Origin of the sequence: Ktedonobacter racemifer DSM 44963 (assembly GCF_000178855.1) — a bacterium.
GTDB lineage: Bacteria > Chloroflexota > Ktedonobacteria > Ktedonobacterales > Ktedonobacteraceae > Ktedonobacter > Ktedonobacter racemifer.
This window is the reverse complement of sequence record NZ_ADVG01000001.1, coordinates 3,817,376-3,837,106: the sequence shown is the minus strand read 5'-3', so window position 1 is coordinate 3,837,106 and position 19,731 is coordinate 3,817,376. Positions and strand designations below refer to the sequence as shown.

19 protein-coding genes, 1 tRNA gene, 1 rRNA gene and 2 pseudogenes are annotated in these 19,731 nt (G+C 55.1%); 13 read left to right on the top strand and 10 right to left on the bottom strand.

Features of this window, described 5'->3' with window-relative positions; all coding sequences use genetic code 11:
- The first annotated feature begins 402 nt into the window (after positions 1 to 402).
- A complete protein-coding gene (locus KRAC_RS16405; protein WP_007908818.1) occupies positions 403 to 990 on the top strand; it encodes a DUF4870 domain-containing protein in 588 nt (195 codons plus the stop codon).
- Between the two features lie 213 nt (positions 991 to 1,203).
- On the opposite strand, the gene rrf is transcribed toward KRAC_RS16405, so the two are convergent.
- The 3 genes from rrf to purK form a co-directional block, all read right to left on the bottom strand.
- Positions 1,204 to 1,320, bottom strand: a 5S ribosomal RNA gene (rrf, locus tag KRAC_RS16400).
- 155 nt (positions 1,321 to 1,475) lie between these two features.
- Positions 1,476 to 2,084, bottom strand: coding sequence for a 5-(carboxyamino)imidazole ribonucleotide mutase (locus tag KRAC_RS16395; RefSeq protein WP_007908807.1), 609 nt, complete (start codon positions 2,082 to 2,084; stop codon positions 1,476 to 1,478).
- 31 nt (positions 2,085 to 2,115) lie between these two features.
- Positions 2,116 to 3,279 carry a 5-(carboxyamino)imidazole ribonucleotide synthase gene (gene purK, locus KRAC_RS16390; protein WP_007908805.1) on the bottom strand — a complete coding sequence of 388 codons (1,164 nt, stop codon included), beginning with the start codon at positions 3,277 to 3,279 and terminating at the stop codon, positions 2,116 to 2,118.
- A gap of 291 nt (positions 3,280 to 3,570) precedes the next feature.
- On the opposite strand from purK, the gene KRAC_RS61705 reads away from it, so the two are divergent.
- The 3 genes from KRAC_RS61705 (at position 3,571) to KRAC_RS16380 (ending at position 4,415) form a co-directional block, all read left to right on the top strand.
- On the top strand, positions 3,571 to 3,792 hold the full coding sequence (locus KRAC_RS61705; RefSeq protein ID WP_052568254.1) for a carboxymuconolactone decarboxylase family protein: 222 nt from the start codon (positions 3,571 to 3,573) through the stop codon (positions 3,790 to 3,792).
- A gap of 36 nt (positions 3,793 to 3,828) precedes the next feature.
- Positions 3,829 to 4,089, top strand: coding sequence for a carboxymuconolactone decarboxylase family protein (locus tag KRAC_RS16385; protein WP_157506487.1), 261 nt, complete (start codon positions 3,829 to 3,831; stop codon positions 4,087 to 4,089).
- Positions 4,090 to 4,169: 80 nt separating this feature from the next.
- Entirely contained in the window at positions 4,170 to 4,415 is a 246-nt protein-coding gene (locus tag KRAC_RS16380; RefSeq protein WP_007908803.1) for a hypothetical protein, read from the top strand.
- Between the two features lie 53 nt (positions 4,416 to 4,468).
- Here KRAC_RS16380 and KRAC_RS65975 read toward each other — a convergent pair.
- From KRAC_RS65975 to KRAC_RS16340, 6 genes and pseudogenes are all read right to left on the bottom strand, one after another.
- A pseudogene (locus tag KRAC_RS65975) lies at positions 4,469 to 6,044 on the bottom strand (nuclease/transposase family protein).
- Positions 6,045 to 6,508: 464 nt separating this feature from the next.
- Positions 6,509 to 6,760 (bottom strand): YtxH domain-containing protein, encoded by a 252-nt coding sequence (locus KRAC_RS71250; protein WP_007908802.1) that lies wholly within the window; start codon positions 6,758 to 6,760, stop codon positions 6,509 to 6,511.
- Positions 6,761 to 7,195: 435 nt separating this feature from the next.
- The gene (locus KRAC_RS16360) at positions 7,196 to 7,597 is read right to left on the bottom strand and encodes a response regulator (protein WP_040442594.1); all 402 of its coding nucleotides are present in this window, start codon (positions 7,595 to 7,597) and stop codon (positions 7,196 to 7,198) included.
- Between the two features lie 549 nt (positions 7,598 to 8,146).
- Positions 8,147 to 8,218: transfer RNA gene (locus tag KRAC_RS16355), tRNA-Lys, on the bottom strand.
- A 254-nt stretch (positions 8,219 to 8,472) separates the two neighbouring features.
- Positions 8,473 to 9,721, bottom strand: a pseudogene (locus KRAC_RS65970) (RNA-guided endonuclease InsQ/TnpB family protein).
- Between the two features lie 448 nt (positions 9,722 to 10,169).
- Positions 10,170 to 11,066, bottom strand: a complete 897-nt coding sequence (locus KRAC_RS16340) for a sigma-70 family RNA polymerase sigma factor (RefSeq protein ID WP_007908800.1) — start codon at positions 11,064 to 11,066, stop codon at positions 10,170 to 10,172.
- 200 nt (positions 11,067 to 11,266) lie between these two features.
- Here KRAC_RS16340 and KRAC_RS16335 point away from each other — a divergent pair, with 200 nt between their 5' ends.
- Together KRAC_RS16335 and KRAC_RS16330 are read left to right on the top strand one after the other, a co-directional pair.
- The gene (locus tag KRAC_RS16335) at positions 11,267 to 11,716 is read left to right on the top strand and encodes a carboxymuconolactone decarboxylase family protein (protein WP_007908798.1); all 450 of its coding nucleotides are present in this window, start codon (positions 11,267 to 11,269) and stop codon (positions 11,714 to 11,716) included.
- Between the two features lie 121 nt (positions 11,717 to 11,837).
- The gene (locus KRAC_RS16330) at positions 11,838 to 12,638 is read left to right on the top strand and encodes an SDR family oxidoreductase (protein ID WP_007908796.1); all 801 of its coding nucleotides are present in this window, start codon (positions 11,838 to 11,840) and stop codon (positions 12,636 to 12,638) included.
- 447 nt (positions 12,639 to 13,085) lie between these two features.
- Here the strand turns inward: KRAC_RS16330 and KRAC_RS16325 are convergent, their stop codons facing one another.
- On the bottom strand, positions 13,086 to 14,723 hold the full coding sequence (locus KRAC_RS16325) for a hypothetical protein (RefSeq protein ID WP_007908794.1): 1,638 nt from the start codon (positions 14,721 to 14,723) through the stop codon (positions 13,086 to 13,088).
- Positions 14,724 to 14,937: 214 nt separating this feature from the next.
- Between KRAC_RS16325 and KRAC_RS16320 the strand changes: the two genes are divergently transcribed.
- The 7 genes from KRAC_RS16320 to KRAC_RS16290 all read left to right on the top strand — a co-directional run bounded on the left by KRAC_RS16320 (position 14,938) and on the right by KRAC_RS16290 (position 19,404).
- A complete protein-coding gene (locus KRAC_RS16320; protein WP_040442591.1) occupies positions 14,938 to 15,150 on the top strand; it encodes an IS4/Tn5 family transposase DNA-binding protein in 213 nt (70 codons plus the stop codon).
- Positions 15,125 to 15,517 (top strand): hypothetical protein, encoded by a 393-nt coding sequence (locus KRAC_RS16315; RefSeq protein WP_040442590.1) that lies wholly within the window; start codon positions 15,125 to 15,127, stop codon positions 15,515 to 15,517. The genes KRAC_RS16320 and KRAC_RS16315 overlap by 26 nt, the downstream gene beginning before the upstream one ends.
- Before the next feature lie 101 nt (positions 15,518 to 15,618).
- Positions 15,619 to 15,912 (top strand): hypothetical protein, encoded by a 294-nt coding sequence (locus KRAC_RS16310; protein WP_040442589.1) that lies wholly within the window; start codon positions 15,619 to 15,621, stop codon positions 15,910 to 15,912.
- A gap of 10 nt (positions 15,913 to 15,922) precedes the next feature.
- Positions 15,923 to 16,342 carry an IS4 family transposase gene (locus KRAC_RS16305; RefSeq protein WP_040442588.1) on the top strand — a complete coding sequence of 140 codons (420 nt, stop codon included), beginning with the start codon at positions 15,923 to 15,925 and terminating at the stop codon, positions 16,340 to 16,342.
- Positions 16,343 to 16,411: 69 nt separating this feature from the next.
- A complete protein-coding gene (locus KRAC_RS16300; protein WP_007908792.1) occupies positions 16,412 to 17,278 on the top strand; it encodes a TIGR03621 family F420-dependent LLM class oxidoreductase in 867 nt (288 codons plus the stop codon).
- Between the two features lie 199 nt (positions 17,279 to 17,477).
- Positions 17,478 to 18,773 (top strand): hypothetical protein, encoded by a 1,296-nt coding sequence (locus tag KRAC_RS16295; protein WP_007908791.1) that lies wholly within the window; start codon positions 17,478 to 17,480, stop codon positions 18,771 to 18,773.
- On the top strand, positions 18,760 to 19,404 hold the full coding sequence (locus KRAC_RS16290) for a transposase (RefSeq protein ID WP_040442587.1): 645 nt from the start codon (positions 18,760 to 18,762) through the stop codon (positions 19,402 to 19,404). The genes KRAC_RS16295 and KRAC_RS16290 overlap by 14 nt, the downstream gene beginning before the upstream one ends.
- The last annotated feature ends 327 nt before the right edge of the window (positions 19,405 to 19,731 follow it).

The following is a 19,731-nucleotide window of genomic DNA, read 5'->3' as shown; positions in this document are numbered from 1 at the left end:
ATAACCCGGCAATGCTTTGCTAGCAGAAGTCACTCCTGCAAAACGTCGATGGCGTCTCATCGGATCAGGGTATGTAGTGGCGAGAAGTCATTGGTAGATACGAAAAACACCAGCAAATAAGTAGACATGGGAGCGTTTACCTGGCAGAGAGAAACGTAGAGTCCATGCTTGCATGGACTCCTGCCCATGAGCCAGCATTACCTGTTGAGAAAGCAAGGGGAAGATTTGATAAATTTGGCGGGGAGACGTTTAATTCTGTAGCGGGCAAACAGTTTGCTTCAAAAAGAATAGTCATTTATGGCTGTAGATGGTATAGTTAGAACAGTCAGGGATGTGCTACCAGAAAGTGATGCTACCCCTGAATGGATTTATAAAGATACTCAAAGAGAGGATGTGTCGTACATGAGTTACTACGATCCAAATCAGCAACAAAACCCTCAATATGGCAGCGGGTATCCTCCTCAGCAGGGAGGCGATCCATACAGTGGGCAGCAGGGGCAGCCCAACCCCCAGCAGTATGAGCAGCCGGGTCAGGGCTATCAGCAACCAGGCCAGCAGGGCTACCAGCAGCCTTATGGTCAGCCGCAGCCTGGATATGGCCAGGCTGGCTATGGTCAGCCCGGCGTTGGCGAGCCCATGTCGATCAACATGCAGCCGAACGTGGCGGCGGGCCTGGCCGTTATCTTCGGTTGGATTAGTGGCCTGGTTTTCTTCCTTATTGAGAAGCAGAACCGCTTTGTCCGTTTCTATGCGATGCAGTCGATCCTGTTCTCTGGCGCTGTTTTCGTTATCAACATCATCCTTAGTATCGCCACGGGCACTCTACCATCTGGGGTTGCGTTGGCGCTGGGATGCGCGAGTAGTATCCTCTGGATTGCGTTCTTCGTGGGCTGGCTGATCACTTTGATTAATGCCTTCCAGGGTAAAACCTTCAAGCTACCTGTGATTGGCGATCTCGCCGAGAAGTATGTTAACACTGGCTCATTCTAGAAATCCATTCAAAAAACAGAAAGGGAGGGGCAGCGTCATGTTGCCCCTCCCTTTCTGTTTTTTAGGCAAAATATATTTGGTAGAGAGATGCTCCTGGCAACCGCAGGTTGCCAGGAGCATCTCTCTACCAAATATAAAGAAACCGCTTATGTGAGCGGGCGAAACGGCGGTGTCCAGATTGATAATAAAAAAGACCGCCCATGTGAGCAGGTGAAACGGCGGTGTCCTATTTTCCCGTGGGGCTGCCCCCAAAGTATCGTTGGAGCTGAAGAGCTTAACTACCGTGTTCGGGATGGGAACGGGTGTACCCTCTTCGCAATAACCACCGGTTCGCCTGCGCATACAAGCGGTTCCGATTGACATGGTGCATAATACCATCCTCTTCGCGATTTGTCAACTCTTTTTTGCGACTTTTCAAAAAGTGGGTAAATTGATGTAAAAATGAAGGGCGGTGCGTCAGCGCCGCCCTTCATTTTTACATCAATTTACCCTTTTATTTTCTCTTCGAGGGTTTCGTTTTGGCGGCGGACTTTGCCTTTGCGTTTCTCGGCGTAGACCTGGAGGCGTTCGCGAATAGCGGGGTCGCCGATGGCTACTTCTTTGGCGGCGTGGATGCCGGCGTTGACCGCACCGGCATCACCGATGGCCATGACAGCGACGGGGGCGCCCTCTGGCATCTGGACCATGGAGAGCAGGGCGTCTATGCCTTTGAGTGCTCCCAGGTCGCGTGGGACGCCGATGACTGGCAGGTCGGCACGCAGGTCGGCGATATTGCCGGGCAGGTGGGCCGCGCCGCCCGCGCAGGCGATGACGACCTGGATTGAGGCTGGGAGATTCTCAATATGCTGCACCGCGGCGCGCAGGTCACGGTGGACCGAGTTGATCTGTACCAGGCAGGGGATGCCAAATTCGTAGCGCAGGATATCAACGGCCTTCATCATCAAGGGCAGGTCGGAGTCGCTACCCATGGTGACGAGGACTTTTGGCTCGCCCTGGGCGGCTTCTCCCACGCCCTCGGCCGAGACAAGTACGCCATGCTCGTGACCCAGATTCAGTGCTGCGCGCACGTTCTCGTCAGTTTGCTTCTGTTGCATATGTGGTTTCTCGCTTTTCTCGGATTATGTTTTAGATGGTGAGGGCGGCGTTGACTTTGAGGGCTAGCTGGTAGACCTCGTCGAGATTATCACCAACGACTGTGATATGTCCCATTTTGCGGTCAATACGAGTCTCGCGCTTGCCGTAGAGATGGACGAAGACGCGTTGGGGATCAAACTCCTGACTCCAGTGAACTTCTGCGGGTCCATTGCGCTCGCCAAGGATGTTGATCATGACTGCCACGGGATAGCGCATGGTGGTCGCGCCGAGCGAGAGGTTGGTGATGGCGCGCAGGTGCTGCTCAAACTGGGAGGTGAGGCAGGCCTCGATGGTATAGTGCCCTGAGTTGTGTGGGCGGGGCGCGATCTCGTTCAGCCAGAGCTTGCCGGTCTTGTCCAGGAACAGCTCGACGCCGAAGATACCAATGCCGTGCAGCTGGTCGATGGCCTGGTGCGCGATGGACTCGGCCTCCTTGAGTAGGTTGGCATCAATGGGAGCGGGCGCCAGGACAGCCTGGCAGATATCGCGTTCATGGATCATCTCAACGACCGGGTGCGCGGCGATCTCTCCGCGTGCATTGCGTGAGATCATCAGGCCCAGTTCTTTTTCCAGATCAATGCGTTGCTCAACGTAGAGTTCGCGTCCTGCCAGGCGGGCCAGGGCGCTATCAATATCCTCTGCGCTATTGATGCGTGCATTGCCGCGTCCATCATAGGCATCTTTCTTCGCCTTGAGCACCAGGGGATAGCCCCATGTCTGGGCCAGCTCCTCAATATCGCTTCGCGAGGCTACGGAGCGGAAAGGGGCAACGGGGATACCGTGCGCGGCCAGGAATTCCTTCTGGCGGAATTTATTCTGAATTACGGCCAGAATCTGGGGTGAGGGATGAATGGTATGCCCCTCGTTCTGGAGCTGCTCAAGGGCCTCAGTGTTGATATGCTCGATTTCGTAGGTGAGGATATCGCTGCGCTCGGCCAGCTTGCGTAGCGCCTGGGGATCTTTCAATCCTCCCTCGATCTGCTCGGCTACTACCGCTGCCGGTGCGTTGGGTGTAGGATCAAGCACCGTCAAGGCTTGATAGCCCATGGCTCGTCCGGCCTCACTGATCATCAGCCCGAGTTGACCACCACCGATAATACCAATATGTGTAGAGGCAACGATCTCGGCCTCTGTAGGATTCAATTGTACGTTCACTCGCCAGAATCTCCTTTGGCCTCGCCTCATATGGACGCGGCGAAGCCAGTCTCTTGCTGCTTAGCTTGCGCTACACTCTCCATCACACCTTGCCAGGTATATTCTAAGAGGATATGTTCCATTCTAAGCAACCATAGGAGAATATGTCAAATATAGTATATGTGGGGCGAAGTTTCGGGCGTTCGCCCGAAACTTCGCCCCACACATACTATATTTGTTAGATGTGATAGAATGCACAACGTTAGTCATGTATGCTAAGAAAAGCCAAGAAAAGAAGAGGACTTGTTGAGGATGTCACGTATTCCTCCTGATAATAAAATAGCCATCTCCATGGAGAATACTCCTGGTGGCGCGACGATGGAGTCACTCTTTCGCGTTATGGCACATCGTCCAGAGCTTATGCAGCCAGCGCTGCAACTGGTCGAGGCCGCGATGCGCAGTGGCACCGTAGAGCCACAGCTAAAAGAGCTGGTGGCGATTCGCGTCTCCCAGGTCAATCATTGTTCATATTGAATGGCTGCTCATACTGCCTTGGCAAGGCAGCTGGGTGTGAAGGAAGAGTTGCTTGATGCGCTCTACCATATTGATCGCCATCGCCACCTCTTTACGGAGCGCGAACTGGTTGCGCTACACTATGCGGAGGTTGTGACGACGAGCGCGCGCGATGTAAGCGAAGCGTTATGGGACGAGCTGCAAGAGTACTTTGACGATGGGGAGATTGTTGAGATTACGACCGTTGTCGGCCTCTTCAACTTTTTTAATCGTTTCGCGGATGCATTGAAGATTAATCCACCACCAATAGGCTCTTAATTCCGAAAACCAACGTCGCTCACGCGACTAGCGCTCCGCGCTCAGGTTTTCGGATAAGTAGTACAAGGAAAATAAGAGTTATGGCGAATACAGAAGAGAAATACCAGGCGCTTTTGAAAGACCTGCAAGAGCTGGCGGTCTATTTGCATGGACGCGGCGATAAAACGCTGGCGCTCTCACAACAGTTTTCGGCCAATGCGCAGAAAGATCCAGGCAATCGCGACTTTGACCTTAATCAGTCGCGTATGCTGGATTATCAGCACCATATCTGGCACGAAATTGGCAACAAAGTTGACCAGTTGCTCAAACTCTACGAACGCCAGTAAGAAGCCGCGTAACTGAGGCCTCTCCGGCATACATGCACGGAGGTTCCTGTTCCTCACCCACCGTTTCCGGCCTCTCCCGAAGGAGAAACCGGCTCTTGGTGGAGATAGGCAGGACTTTTCAGCCGACGCGCTCCGGCACGGGCAGCTCCGCTTTTGCGTCGAGCCACTAAGCCCATGCTTCGGGGCAAGGGCTGCCCCTCATTCGCACGTTGTTGAAGCTCCTCCATCACGGCTTGCAGGCGCGGCTCCGCACCTTCCCAGACAGGCTGGGTGAGAGAGGGGATCGTTTGCTGCGGTTCCAGGTAGGAAAGCAAGAATGCCGAGTAGAGATCACGCTGCACCGGCCCGAATCCGCAAGGACATTGGTGCCAGCGCTCTGATCTTGGCTTCTTGTGATACTGCCCCGACTTCTGGCAGTACTGAGAGAGTCTGGTCTGGTAGGCTGAGGCTTCGTGCAGGGTGCCGCCAGTTTTTGCAACTATGCGAGTCAAATGCCCTAGAAAGATCCCTGGTGCGCGAAGTCCGATGCTCCGACCATACTGCTTCTGCCATCCTTTGAACGAGGTTTTCTCTATGGTGATCGTGTTCCCCACCGAAGCGATGCGATGAGCCAGATTGCCATGCAGACTCTTGCGGTGTGCGGCGAGTCTGCGCTCAGCATTGGCATGTTGTCGCCTGGTCGCCTGGTACCGCTTGCTCTCCTTCCAACGCAGGCGTTTGCCCGACTTCACCCGGCCTTGCTCATCGTAGTTTTCTGGATTGTTGGCGCGGCGTTGCCGGTCCATTTTCCGTTGGATGCGCCGCTTTCTTCGGGCGTTCGGGGTTACTTCCTCGCAGAACGTGACCAGATCGGCTTTGCCCTCGCGCGGCACAATGGCAAGGCTGGAGGGGCCGATATCCAGACCAATCGTGTCGGTTCCGGTCTGCACGTGCTTTTTTTTGATGAGTGCGTGACCCTCTAAGATGAGCTGGACGCGCATAGCGGTTGCCATCGTGATCGGCCCCTTGAGCGGATGGCGAGGATGCCTTGCGGCGGACCAGGCGGACATATTTGATCTTGTGGCGCATACCATGCTGGATCACGGGATCGTGCCAGTCGATGATCGTCGGAATGACCTCTTGGTTCCAGATCAAGAAGCCACCGTCTCCCGCATTGGGGTCCAGCACGAAGCGCATGCCGGCGTCGTTGCGCTTGCCCTCCACGCTATCAATGCCACGTCCCTTGCTGCGGAAGCGTACTCGTTTGGCTTTCCCAACACAGACCCGATTGACCGCCTGATAGGCGCGAGTCGCAAGGGTTTGAGCCATCGTGCTCTCGATGTGGTCGACGATCCAGGAGACACGGGCAGACTTGGCATACTCGTGCATCTCGTATTCCGAGAAGTGGTATTTTGTGCGTAAGGCAGAAAAAGCCTGAGCGCGTTTCTGTTTGTGTGAGTGTGGGAGAGCCCGCGCCTTGTTCCAAGCAGGATCATTGCGCATGCACCGGAGCCGCTTCATGGCTTCAGCAAGCAGAGCGTTGTAGAGGCACCGAGCACCTTCCAGGTGCGCACGTACATGGCGTTCCTGGCTCCAATCGACTTGGAGAGGGAGTTCGAGAAGAAAGGTCGGTGTCTTTGCTCGCTTCATGACGTGCTCTGCCTTCCGATGCAGAGGATCTCTTGAGAAAGAGACAGGACTGCTGCCCGTCTCTCGTGTCTTTCCACACGTTCACATGTCTACACCGCTATTCCAGTTGGGCAGGCTTCTTCCGGTAACTCGACGACGTACCGTTCGGAAATGGCTTCGTGAGAAGCAACTCCGTGCGATTACGTTAGGTCGAAGAGGAGGATACCGGATCCGGCGCTCTGACTGAAAGGAGTTTCGCGCGCAAGCGTGAAACAAGAGAAGACGATGATCTTTCTTCATCTTGTGGAGAACACAGTACGAAAGAAGAGTGATGCTTCCCCTCCACCCAACCAGCCCGAAAGGAACGCCCATTCATCTCCGCCTTAGAAAAAGCGGGGCTTTCTGGGCCGTTCTCTGTAAGTAGCCTCGAACGCCAGGAGCAAGCCCGCTCCTGGCGTTCGAGGCTACTTGTTGTTTGGCAAATGCTATAGGTTACCGGAGCGGGCCTGGGTGTAGCGGTCGGTCAGGTCATCTTTGGTGCGGCTGTAGAGCTGGCGACCCTGGGTGAGGGCTTCCTGGGCGCGTGCGCGAATTTCTTCGCTAAAATTCCCCGAGCGGAGCAAGACGCCCTGCTCGTTGAGCTGTGCGCGTGTCGCCTCGCCAGATTGTGGTGCGATGAGGAGGCCAAGACCAACACCGATTCCGAGTCCAAACAAGAGTCCTATGATAAACTTCATCGCCTCTTTCCTTTCTTCCCTGCGATTGGCATATGCCAGCAAGTGATGCGTCTCCCAACGCCTGAATAGAGAGAATTCTAAGTTATATAAAAGCCTGTTTGATGACGATATAGGTTTGCGAGTATGAGCGGAATGCTTACTCGTGCCTATAGTATACATAGTATATGCGCTGCATGAATGGATTGAGACGCATATCCTACCCAGAATACCTATCGAGTCTCGCGGATGTAGATAGTATCGTAGCCAGGCTGCTACAGTTTGTAACGCCGATCCTGGCTACAGTGAAACATGGCTTGGAAGCATGTAAAGGGGACCTGGCAGTGACCGAACCCGCAAGCAGCAGCGCACTACTCAGGTGCATGTTGCTCGCCTGCCTCACCTCTATAGAAAGGTGTTAGATCTGGTCAAGGTGTCAGACCTGATCGATATGAGTGGTTAGTGCCCCTGACCGGCTTTTTCGAGCAGCTCTTCTACTTTGTCGAGCAGGACCTGTAGCTCAAAGGGTTTGCGCAACAGGTAGACGCCGTTGTAGAGTTGAGTGTCACTCTCGATGAGCCGGGAGACCTCATCGGCCTCCAGCACGGCCGCTGTATATACAATAATGGGAATATCGCCAGTGACGGAGTCACTTTTGAGCTGCTTGAGAATATCCTGTCCGGAGATATCGCCCAATTTGAGATCAAGGATGAGAAGATCGGGCAACTGGCTTTTGACGCGCGCGACTGCGTCTCGGCCTTCTTGCAGGATCGAGACCTGGTACTGCTCGTCCTCCAGGACGCGGCGCATCAGGTGTAGCAGCTCATTTCTGTCATCAACAACTAATATCCGTTTCGTCACATCTCTTCAGTGCCATACACGAGCCAGGCCCGCTCAAGACACCGCCTCCTGCTAGCGCGAACGCACCCCTAATCCACTTCGTGTGTCTGTGAGGCACGGTTTTTGCGTCTTATTGTTGTGCCATAGCATTCTGCTTGTATTGTAGTGTACCATGTTTCTCTTATCTCAACAAGGCCGCAAGGCTGTCCACCAGAGACTACCAATTCTTGCCTCGGCTCGCTACGCGGGCCTTTGGGGTAAGGGATATGCGTGAAAAACGGTGAAGCCGTTTTTCACGCATATCCCTTACCCCTGAGCGCCGCAGGCACTCAGGCTCTCCTATTACATATCATACGTCAGAACCATACCAGGTGGATACTGATTAGCTCAGCTAAACGGGTAATATCGTTACTTATCCACGAAGAAGATGGTTAGTAATTGTTGTAATAGGGAAAAATTTCACGCCTACATAGGTGAGATGTACCTTGTTGTATGTACATTTGTGTGTGCGTTGAGATGCAGAATGAAGTTGTGTTAGGGAGTGCGAACCGCGAAAAATAAAAAAAAGAATGAGCGTGGTGGGGATCGAACCCACGGCAACCCGATTAAAAGTCGGATACTCTACCACTGAGTTACACGCTCATTTCGAAGACATGGCTATTGTAGCGTATTTTTCTCAATCTGGCAAGGGGTCTTTGTGCTCAAAACCACGATTCTTTAGCAGGGGTGCACCAAATTGATAAAGATCGAAGTTGCATGCTGACCAGAGGAGAAATATTCTCTGGGATCATACTCGCTTTAAGACTTGCCAGCGTCGATACAATAGGATAATACTAAATCATCAGGGTATTCATAGAATATGCGCTATCTGCCTTTCTAAATCTACTCAAATGTGCTTATCCACACTCGAATAGATTCAATTGCTGCACTTGGCCCTCACAGGAAGTCCCCATGACTTCTACGCCGCTTTGGGTCGCCTGCAGCACATCGCACTCAGGACGAGCCTGAGTGTATGGCCCTCGCCGGGCAAGGAACCTCGTCAAGATGTTGTGAGCACTATTCTCATCTCGGTCCATGACGAGTCCACATTCCGCGCACTGATACGTTCTTTTCCACAGGGGCATGGCGTGCAGATTTCCACAGCCACTACACTGCTTAGACGTGTTGCGCTCATCTACGAACTGAAGCCCTTTCCCATACAACTGGCATTTATAGGTGAGCATCTGGACAAAGGCATACAGGCCCCAGTCGTTATAGACTGCCCGATTGAGCGTCCTGTTGCGCTCCTGATGCTCTTTCATGACCATCTGCCGCTGAGAAAGATCGCCCACGACGACAGTTCTCTCAACCAATCGTCGTGCGATGAGATGCCTTGTGCAGGCTATCGCGCTGTTTGTTGCGCTTCCTCTGCGAAACGCGCTTGTACACCTTGCTCAGATGAAGATAACGACGGGACTTCTTCTTGCACTTGCCGCGTTTCGAGCGAAGCCGATCCAACTGCTTGTTGTACCAACGCGAGCCTTTGAACCCACCGATGTGATAGATTCGGCCCTCTTGCGTGACCCCAGTTGCCAGCGTCTTGATGCCCAGATCGAAAGCCACGGTGTTGCCATCGCGTTTGGCTTGCTCGGGCTCTCGGTAGCTGAAAGAGGCGTAGTAGTTACCTCTGCCATCGCGACTAATAGCCACCTCTCGAAAGCCTTCGGGAGGCAGTTCGGTGAGGTGAGCACGGATGGCAGGAAAGCGTTTGTGCTTGCCCTTGCCTCCTGTGGGCAACATGAGGGTGTTTCCCTCAAGCGTGAGATACATCGCCGGATAACAGAGGGTAAAGAAGCCATGGCGAGGGCGCACACGGGGAAAGCCTGGGGTTTCCCCATTGGCGACGCGACGAAAGAAGGCTCGCATGGCCCCATCCAGGCGATAGTACACTTCCGCAAGCAATTTCCCATAGACCTGATTGAGTTCAGGATCATAGACACGGCTCTCGGCCAGCGTTTTCTTGCAGGCGTTGAAGCGCCACTTCTCTCCATCTCGCAGTTTCATCACCCACCAATTGTAGAGGCCTCTGCATTTTCCTTGCATGAACTCAAGGGTGGCCATGTCTTGCTCGCTGAGGTCAAGTTTGATTTTTTTGCAGAGGAGCATGAAGACCCCTTCCCTTTCAACACCACACTGAGAGAGAGACGTCGCCTCTTTCGCGAGAAACATCAGATATTCTGGTTTAGAACACTTTTTCTTATCTGGTACGTGTAGCATACCATGCTATCGTCTCTCTGTCAACGCCTCCAAAGGTGTACAACAAGCGCATATTTAAGCATAGTCGCGCACATTTTCGATTGCTGTTCTTACGCTCCATTGCACCACTGAACATCAACCTTCGCTTCTTTCGCCTTTGTGATTGGCCTAGGAGAGCCATGAGGTGAGAGACCAGACGCGTCTCTCACCTCATGCGTGTTAGAGCGCCCCAGCCGAAAATGGCCGATTTTGCAACCCATCAAAGGAAATGTGGGCCTTTTGGTCTCTCTCTGTTGATGAAGACGAGCATGGGCTTGATCGCCGAACATGGACGCGGCGTTTGACGGGCGGTGGCTCGTCAGTCAGGAAGCACCGCCAGGCGCAACCGGTGCAAATGTACAGGATCGGCGACCGCATCGATGGCGACGATCTTGCCACCCCTGATAGTGAGACGCAGGAGAAGCAGGGGCCACCCACGTGGGGCAGCAACGATTCCCACTGCTCCTTCCACAAGCACCGGTTGTGCGAACGGGATGCGTCCCAGGAGATGCCTGGCTCCCCTGGCTATCCCGGCTAGGGCTTGCGCACCACGGACCTCCCTTACCATGCCTCGGGACACGGCTGCGCGGTCGGCTTGGACCACGATATCCGGGGCGAGCACTGCCAGTAGCGCGTCGAAGGAACCTTCGCGCGAGGCGGCCAGGAAGGCAGCAACGACTTCTCGGCTTGCAGCCAGATTGGCATCTTTCCTCATTGCCGACCCTCGCACGCGGCGGCGGGCGCGGCTGGCAAGCTGCCTGGTCGCCGTCGGGGAACGCTCCACGAGAGGCGCAATCTCATCGAAGGGCACGGCGAAGAGGTCGTGCAGGACGAAGGTGAGGCGCTCGGCGGGAGTAAGCGTGTCCAAGACCACCAGCAGCGCCAGACCCACTGCATCGGCAAGCTCCATCTCTTGCTCCGGGTCGATCACTCTTTCATCGCCCGCCACGGCTTGAGGCACCAACGCTTCCAGGGACTCCTCGCGCCGCGACTTCCGCGCATGCAGCATGTTGAGGCAGACTCGCGCTACCACCGTTGTCAGCCACCCGCCCAGGTTCGAGACGGTGCTCGTGTCGGAACGGAAGAGATGCAGCCAGCCCTCCTGGACGGCATCCTCCGCCTCGGCGAGTGAGCCGAGCATGCGGTAGGCCATCGCTCGCAGGCGAGGACGCTCTGCCTCGAATTGCGCAGCCAGCCAGTTGTGTGTATCTATCATCGGTCACATTTCCTCATTTTGTTTTGTCATAGGAATGACAAAGGAAACCTGGCCGATGTGACAGAGAGACGCACTCCCGCTCGCAAAGCGCAGACTAGGTGACCCGTCAAGATCAATCAGAAATGTCACACAACGAATGAGGTCCTCATCTGGACGCCTTTACATCCAGATGAAGTGACAACACCTAAAGGAGATGAATGATGCAAGCACGAATGATCAACCCCACAAAGACCCTTCCTGGAGCAGCGCAGGGCTACCAAGCGCTGCTCCAAGCAATACAACAGGGCGGCGTGCCGCAGACGGTCCTCGATCTGGTCCACCTGCGCACAAGTCAGATCAATGGCTGTAGCTTCTGCGTGGACTACGGCGCACGCAGTTTGAAAAAGGCGGGCGAAACAGACGAGCGCCTCTTCGCCGTGGCGGCCTGGCGGGAAGCGCCCTACTTTACCGATGCCGAACGTGCTGCCCTCGCGCTCGCCGAAGCCGTCACCCGTCTCGACCCCGCCGACCCGGTGCCCGACGCGATCTGGGAGGAAGCCAGCCGGCACTATGACGAGAAGGGGCTGGGCGCCATCATCTACATGATCGCCCTGAGCAACCTCGCCAGCCGCGTCAACATCGCGGTAAGGCAGGTCGCGGGCCAGCAGTGATCATGGCCTGCGCGAATCGCGCGTGAAAGGGATCCCGACATATTTTTCCCGCCATTTTCCCGCTAAGGAAGAGGTGGGGAAAATATGTCGAGACCCCAATACATGAGAAAGAGAAAGAATAATGTCAACAATACTGGTAACAGGAGCAACAGGACATTTAGGCAGCGAAGTGGTCCGACAGTTGCTTGAGCGCGAGCACTCGGTGCGTGCGTATACGCGGCAGCCACACCCCTCGGTTCCTGCCGGCATGCAAGTATATCAAGGAGATATCCGCGAGGGGAGCGGCCTCGATGAGGCAACGAAGGGAGTGGACGCGATCATTCACTGCGCCACTCTCTTCGAGCCGGGATTTACCACCGATCTAGAAGGATCGCGCCATCTGATAGAGGCAGCGAAAGCCAATGGTTCGCCTCATCTCGTGTATATCTCCATTGCTGGGATTGATCACAGCCCGTTTTCGCTCTGGGCGGAAAACCCTGTATCACAGGTCAAGCTTTCCGTCGAACACACGATTGAGCAATCGGGCTTGCCCTGGAGCATCGTACGTGCGACACAATTTCACTACCTTGTGTTGGGCCTGATCACTTCCGGGGAAGACGAGAAGACCTCGACCATCACCATTCCAGCGGGATCGCGTTTTCAATCCATTGATATCAGCGAAGTGGCGCAGACTCTGGTGACGCTGGCCGAACAAGGGGCCGCTGGTCGTGTCCCAGATATCGGAGGACCAGAGGTCCTGACGCTTGAAGAGATGACGCAGACCTACCAGGGCATCTTTCACAAACACAACGTTGTCCGATCAGAACCGGCAGAAGTGTTGTCAGGGGAGTTTTATGATGCTTGCCGTTCTGATGACAAACTCGTGCCTGATCGTGCGGTAGGTCGCATCACCTGGGAAAGCTTTCTGCAACAACAGACCTAGCGCGCGACGCCGGTCCATCCCCTCAGTCCAATCAAGCTCAAGAAATCACCACAGGAGCAAACATGCTCTGGACTGCACGGTTAATCCCCAGGGGTGCTTGAATGGACATCTGTCTCTCGGCAGCACAGCTACATCTATCATGCTTGCGTGCTGCCAACAAGACGCTGCGCAAGCGAGGCGAAGAGATCCCAGAGGCAACCGTCGCTCATATTGTCCCACTGGGCTGCACATTCGCTTCATCGGAGACTATCATTTCTCTCCGCAGTCGGGACGTTCTTTGGACAATCTGCGTCCCCTGCGTCTGCAAGAGGGACAAGAGAGCGCCTGAAAAGGGGAAAGGAAAACGATCGTTTTTGCAACCCATCAAGCGGCCAGGAAGGCATCAACGACGTCTCGGCGAGTGAGCCGAGCATTCGGATAGATTTACTCTACTGAGAGCTCCCCGTGCTAAAGCAGCGGGGGTTCCAGAGGTTCGGCCCACGCTTCCCGTTCTTCACCCCCAAGGAGAAGAGCTGGCTCTAGTGGTGGTTCCCCTGAACTTTTCGGCAGACGCGCTCTGGCTCGAGTCACCCCCAAGCTTCGGGGCAAGGTCTGCCCCTCTTTCGCGCGTTGTGTGAGACGCTCGTGTGCTGCCATGAGGCGCGCTTCCGCACCTTCCCAATACCCCTGGTATCGGGCACACGAGGGAATGGGGTCTGCTAGATTAAGGTAGGCAGCCAGAAAGGCCGAATACAGATCACGTTGGACGGGACCCACGCCACACGCGCATTGGTGCCACCGCTGCGAAAGCGGCTTTTTGACCCGTCTGCCACAGCCATGACACCACTGGCTCAGCGCTGTTGTACGCGTGGGGACTTCCACCAGGGTGCCGCCCGTGCTTGCAACGGTGCGTCTCAAGAGTTCGACAAACATCCCTGGTGCTCGCAGTCCCACACTCTTGCCAAATTGCTTCTGCCATGCCTTGTAGGAAATCTTTTCGATGATGATGGTGGTGCCCAGCTTCACCACCTGATGCACCTTGCGCCCATGCAGGCTCTTGCGGTGCGCGGCCAGCTTGCGCTCCTTGGTCGCCTTGCGTCGTCGGGTGACCTGGTAGCGCTTGCTCTGTTTCCACCGCAACTTCTTGTTGCCCTGCTTCTTGATGCGTCCCTTCTCGTCGTAGTTTTCAGGATTGGCTGCTCGCCTCTGCCGATCCATTTGCCGCTGCAAGCGACGAATGGCACGGGCCTGGGGAGCCAGTTCCGCGCAGAACACCTCCAGGCTCGCCTCTCCTTCCTGAGGAAAGAGGGCCAGGGTGGAGGGACCAAGGTCACCGCCAACGATACCCATGCCAACCGTGTGCTTTTTCTTTCGGTGGGGCTTGCCTTCCAGGGCCAACTGCACGGCGTAGCGGTAGCCCTCTTCATCAGCGCCCGCCGCTCTGGGACTACTGGCAGGACGCTGGATGAGGCGAGCAAACTTGATGCGATGCCTGAGCCCATGGGTCACGACTTCATCCTTCCAATCGATGAGAGCGGGCAACTGGTCTCCGTTCCAGAGCAGATACCCTGCGTTTCCCTCCTCGGGTGGTTGCAGGACAAAGCGCAGGCTGGTATCGTTGCGTTTATTCTCAATGCTGGAGAAGCCGCGTCCTCGGCTTTTGAAACGCACCCGCCTGGCTTGGCCCAGGCAGACGCGGTTGAGGGCGCGATAGGCACGGGTGGCCAGGGTTTGGGCGAGGACCGCCTCGATATGCTCGGCAATCCAGCCGACGCGCAAGCCTTTGACGGCTTCATGCAACGCCGCCTCGGTGAAGCCATACGTTTTGCGCAAGGTGGTGAATGCAGCGGCTCGTTCGGCCTTGTGGGTACGAGGAATAGCGCGGGTCTCTTGCCAGGCGGGGTCAGCGCGCATGCGGCGCAGGCGCTGTTGGCCTTGGGAGAGGATGGCATTATAGAGTTGGCGAGCGGCTTCCAGGTGAGCACGCAGACGGGCGGCTTGCCCTGCATCGATGACCAGGGGCAGTTCGAGCAGGAAGGTGGGGGTGGCAGGCCGTTTCTCCTGCCGTTCCTTCTTCTTGCGTTGTCCCCAGCATGTCTTTGGCACGCTCGCTCCTCCTTCAATCTCATAGGTGCGATCGATCCTCACACGTCTATTGTACCAGAGCGTCGTGAAGAACGCAAGTTCTAGAGGGCATGCTTTTTCCGTTCCTCACACGTATGCGGGAGGGCGATTCATCCCCGGCATCAATGACTGTCACTTACACAGAAGTGTTGGCGTGCTGAAAAGAAAAGCAAGAACAAGCGAAGGAGGAAGGCTCATGGAACAAGAACCTTTGCAGCATGCCAACACATGGGCTGCCCAGACCTTCGGAGCAGCAGAACTGGGAGATCCGCGTCGTACTGATCGTTTGATCAAGATCGCGAACGCCCTGGCAGAGAACCCATCAGCCTCCTTGCCTCACGACGCGAGAGACCTGGGGAGAAACGCAGGGGGGATATCGTTTCTTGAGCAATCCCGCCTACGGGTATGAAGATCTCTTGCTCCCCCACTGGAGCCAAACCTACCACGCGGCGACCCAATGTTCTCGTACGCTCCTGTTGGCTGACACGACCGAGTTTGACTTCACGACCCATAACGCACTCAAAGGACGGGGGCCGGTGGGCAACAGCCGAGAAGATATCGGTTTCAGTTTGCACACCGTGCTCGCGATGGACCCCCAAACGCAGGCGATCTTGGGATGCATGATGCTCTCACCTTTCATTCGCCAATTTGCCCCCATTGGGGAAACGCGCGTCGGAGCGCAAAAAGCGGGTGCGGGAATCGCGTGTCTGGGAAGAGAGTGTGCAGCAGATTGGGCGGGTGTCAGAGCACCACCAATGGGTCTACGTGAGCGATAGCAACAGCGATGTGTACACATTTTGGCAGGCGTGCGAGGATCTTGGATACGATTTTGTGTTGCGAGTAGCCCAGGATCGCAACGTGGAGGTTTCTCAAGAGGATGTGCAAGCCAAACTTGACGCGCGTGCATCTGGGGACTCTGGCTCGTGCCCTTCCTGGCGTGGATGCTCATCTGGTGAACATTCCTGCCCAGCATGCTCAGCCTAGGCGAGAAGTACGCTTACACATCAATTTTCAAAAGGTGCACGTCCAGCCGCCTGTGAACGGAGCCAGTTTACGTAAAACGGAGATTGCTGCCTGGGTGGTACGGGTTTGGGAATCCCAGCCACCCGAAGGACAAGAGCCGTTGGAATGGATCGCGGTTTTCCACGCTGCCGATCGTGTGCCCAAGTGAGGCATGGGAGGTGGTGCAATGGTATGGCTGGCGCTGGCTGCTGGAGGATTTTCACAAAGCCCTCAAAACGGGTTGTCGGATGGAACATCACAACCTGCAAAGCATGGAGGCCCAGTGGAAATTACTCGCTGTGCTGACTCCCATTGCCTTGCGTTTGTTGGTCATTCGGCAGACGGCACAGCAAGCGGGAAACACGCCAGCGACCGACGTCGTTTCGCAAAAAGCCATCCAGGTCATCGTCTTCTTGGATCGACGCCACCGTAGCATCACGACCGCCCAAGACTTGTGGCACGCCATTGCACGCCTGGGAGGCTACCTCGACCGCAAGAGCGATGGTCCCCCTGGATGGCAGACGTTATGGAAAGGATGGATGCGGGTCATGGACGTCTTGGAGGGCGTTCATCTCGCCGCTCTTCTCCATCCTTCATGACTTCTGTGTAAGTGACAGGCATGAATGACCGGGGCTTTCTCGCCACGTCCTCTGTAAAGAAGGATTATTATGGCAAAAAACCCTTTTCGCTTCGGTCTTGTCACCTATGGCAATCCCTCTCGTTCGGCATGGATCGCTCTGGCACAGAGAGCAGAGGAACTGGGTTATGCATCCCTTCACGTGCCAGATGTTCTGGGTACGCCAACGGCAACGCTCACCACACTCGCAGTAGCAGCTACAGCCACCACGACGCTGCGTGTTGGAAGCTTCGTTCTTGTGAATGATTATCGCCATCCGGCGTTACTTGCCAGAGAGATAGCAACATTGGATCAACTCTCTGAGGGTCGAGTAGAGCTTGGGCTGGGTGCAGGCGGCTGGCCGCTGGACTTCCAGCAACTCGGCATCCCCTTTGATAACGCTGGTATACGCGCCTCTCGCTTTGAAGAGGGCTTCTCCATCATCAAACAATTCTTTACCAGCGATGTCGTTAATTTCTCTGGCAAATACTATACCGTTAAAGACTTACACAGCCGTCCCAGGCCGGTGCAGCAACCCCATCCGCCTATTTACATCGGCAGTGGAGGCCGCCGTATGCTCACGCTCGCAGCACGTGAAGCCGATATTATCACGCCAATCGCGCAGGAACCCGAAGCGCTAGAGGAGAAGATTGGCTGGAAACAGGAGGCAGCAGGAGAGCGCTTTGAGCACCTGACATTCAGTCAGATCATCGGCGGCATCGAATTGACCGATAGCCCTGTCGCAGCTGGACCTCTCATCCAGGAAGGGGTACCGGAAGAAGCTCGCCCAATGACCATAGAGCAGGCGGTAGAGTATCTAGAGGAGCAGCGCGAGAAGTACGGCTTCTCTTACTTCTACCTTCGAGAGAGACAGATAGAGAATTTCATTCCTGTACTTACTCGCCTGAACGGGAAGTAATTACGAGGGGACAGCAGAAAATCATAGCATCGTTCAAGCGTTGGTGGTAGTAAGCGCGAAGAGTGGACAGATTTTAGGGCAACGAGTGGTTCTGCCCACGGGATGCGCAACGAGATCACAGCAAGCTAGCAGCAGAAAGAAAAAGAGATCTCTAATGAGAAGGAACAAAATCTTCTCTCAGAAGGAGGTCTCTCTACCTATGATACCCAACGCTTGCATTCAAGTCCACACATCTCCTGTAGATCGCCCCTCGGTACCAGTCTGGTTCGCTGAAGTGGTCATCATTGTTCAGCACCTCGCAACGAGTGGTCTGCTTGATGTGTTTGCTCATGAGGTGCGTTTGGTGCGCGGACGTTTTGGCAGCTATGAACCCATCGATTTTCTTGCCTTGCTGATAGGTTATGCAATCAGCGGCGAGCGGACGTTAGCAGACTTCTTTGAGCGCATAGAGCCTTTCGAGACGGAGTTCATGGCATTGTTTGGGCGCAGATGTCTTCCTCATCGTTCTAGCTTGAGTCGCTTCTTAGCCGATGTAGATCGTCCTTGCTTGGAGGCCTTCCGCGCACTCTTCCAGCACCATGCTTTCACTGATGGCTGGACCTTGGAGAGTATCGGCGGATTGTGGGATCGCCAGGGTCACCGCTGCATTGTTTTTGATGTAGATGCCACGCGTCAGGCCGCACGGCAACGAGCGTTACCTTGTGGTCCTGAACTTCCCGCTACGCGACGCCGTCTTGATGCGGTCTGTGCGCCTGGTTACAAAGGGCGCAAGCGAGGTGAGGTGGTACGTACACGTACCACCGCTCTTCAAATGCATACTCGTCAATGGATCGGGACATATTCAGGGAAAGGGAATGGTGACTATCGTGACGAACTTGCTTCAGCACTTCAGGCGATCACCTCCTACGTGAAAACTTTTGCGCTCACATCAGAGGTGGCCTTAGTCCGTCTCGATGGGCAATATGGCGACGCGGCGGTGATCGCGCAAATCATCCTGGCTGGTGTGCACCTCGTGACACGAGGGAGAGGATATCAGATCTTGGGGCATCCCCAGATTCAAGGTGTCCTGGTTCATGCACCAACGGCAAACATAACGAGCATAAACACGGGTGAGGTCGTTGAGCTCTTTGATGGAGGCTGGCTTCAACCAGGGGAAGACTTCCCTCAAGTTCGCGTGATTGTTGCCCGACATCAAGCTCCTGCACCTGAAAAGTCGATTTCGGTGGGAAAGCGCATCAATGAGTGGGTCTATGAACTCTTCATGACGACCCTTGATGTCGAAAGATTTCTGTTGGAGGACGTGCTGGACCTGTATCATGGACGTGGGGCGTTTGAAGCGGTGCTCGCAGATGAAGATGTCGAAAACGACCCGGATCGCTGGTGTTGCTACTCAGAGTGTGGGCGTAGCCCTCTGGCAAATCGCGTGCCAATGGATATGGAACCTTCGGCTCGTGCTCGGACATGGCATGCAGGGACAACAAATGCGCGAAATTGAGTGGACCTCCTCGAAGGAATCTCCAGCACACATAGTGGTGTCGGAACGTCTCTCTGAAGAATATGGCCCTTGGCAGCAGGCGAAAGGTGGGGGATGGGCGCGTGGTGGTTTCGGAGCAGATGCCTTCACCTTACAAGAGAACGGGATGCTGCAATGTCCTGCAGGAAAATCTCTCTGGTTGAGCGAAGTGCGCCAGGAGAACGCCTTCTCTCAACGAGCTGTCTATGTAGCCCTCCAAGAAGATTGCTTGTGCTGCCCTCTGCGTGAGCAATGTCTAGCACGAAAAGCCAAAGGGAATCGTGCTCGTCGCGTCAGTGCTGTTCGTCGTCTTTTGCCTGCACCTTCATGCGTAGAACCCACGTCTGGAATCCTAGCAGCAACGCAATGGGTGGATGTCGCGGGGCGGATGCTTCGCAGAACATGGATGACCCACTGGCGCAGACAACATGTCGAGATTGTTCCACTGCCTGACATTCCAAAGAACATTTCCCCTCCACAGCGCTCACCGCGTGCCGTCCGCTCGCATCATCGCTGGAGTTGGTATGATCGACTTGGGCGTAGCGCTTGGTGGGGCCCAGCGGTGATGCGAGTCACTGTCGCAGGTGTTCCCGCTTTTCTGGAAGTGAAGTAACGAAGGAGGGATGAGGAGAGAGTAACGTGTCTCAAAAGCGAACAATCTCCCTCTGAGCAGAGTATGAGGGCAGTAATCCTTTGTCCATTTTTACACTCGATCTTTTTCTCTTTTTACTCGCTTGCTGTGATCTCGTTGCGCATCCCGTGGGCAGATCCCATACGCATTCTGTGATGTACATGATTGTGTCCCGAGAGAGGAACCTGATCACGCTCATGACTGTCTTTGAGACGAAGCCTGAACAGCAGCGGGTGCTCCTTGATCAGCTGAGTTGCACAGCCTCGTCCTGAGTCTAGGATGAGCCTGCCTGCATTGGGGCAGTGTTGC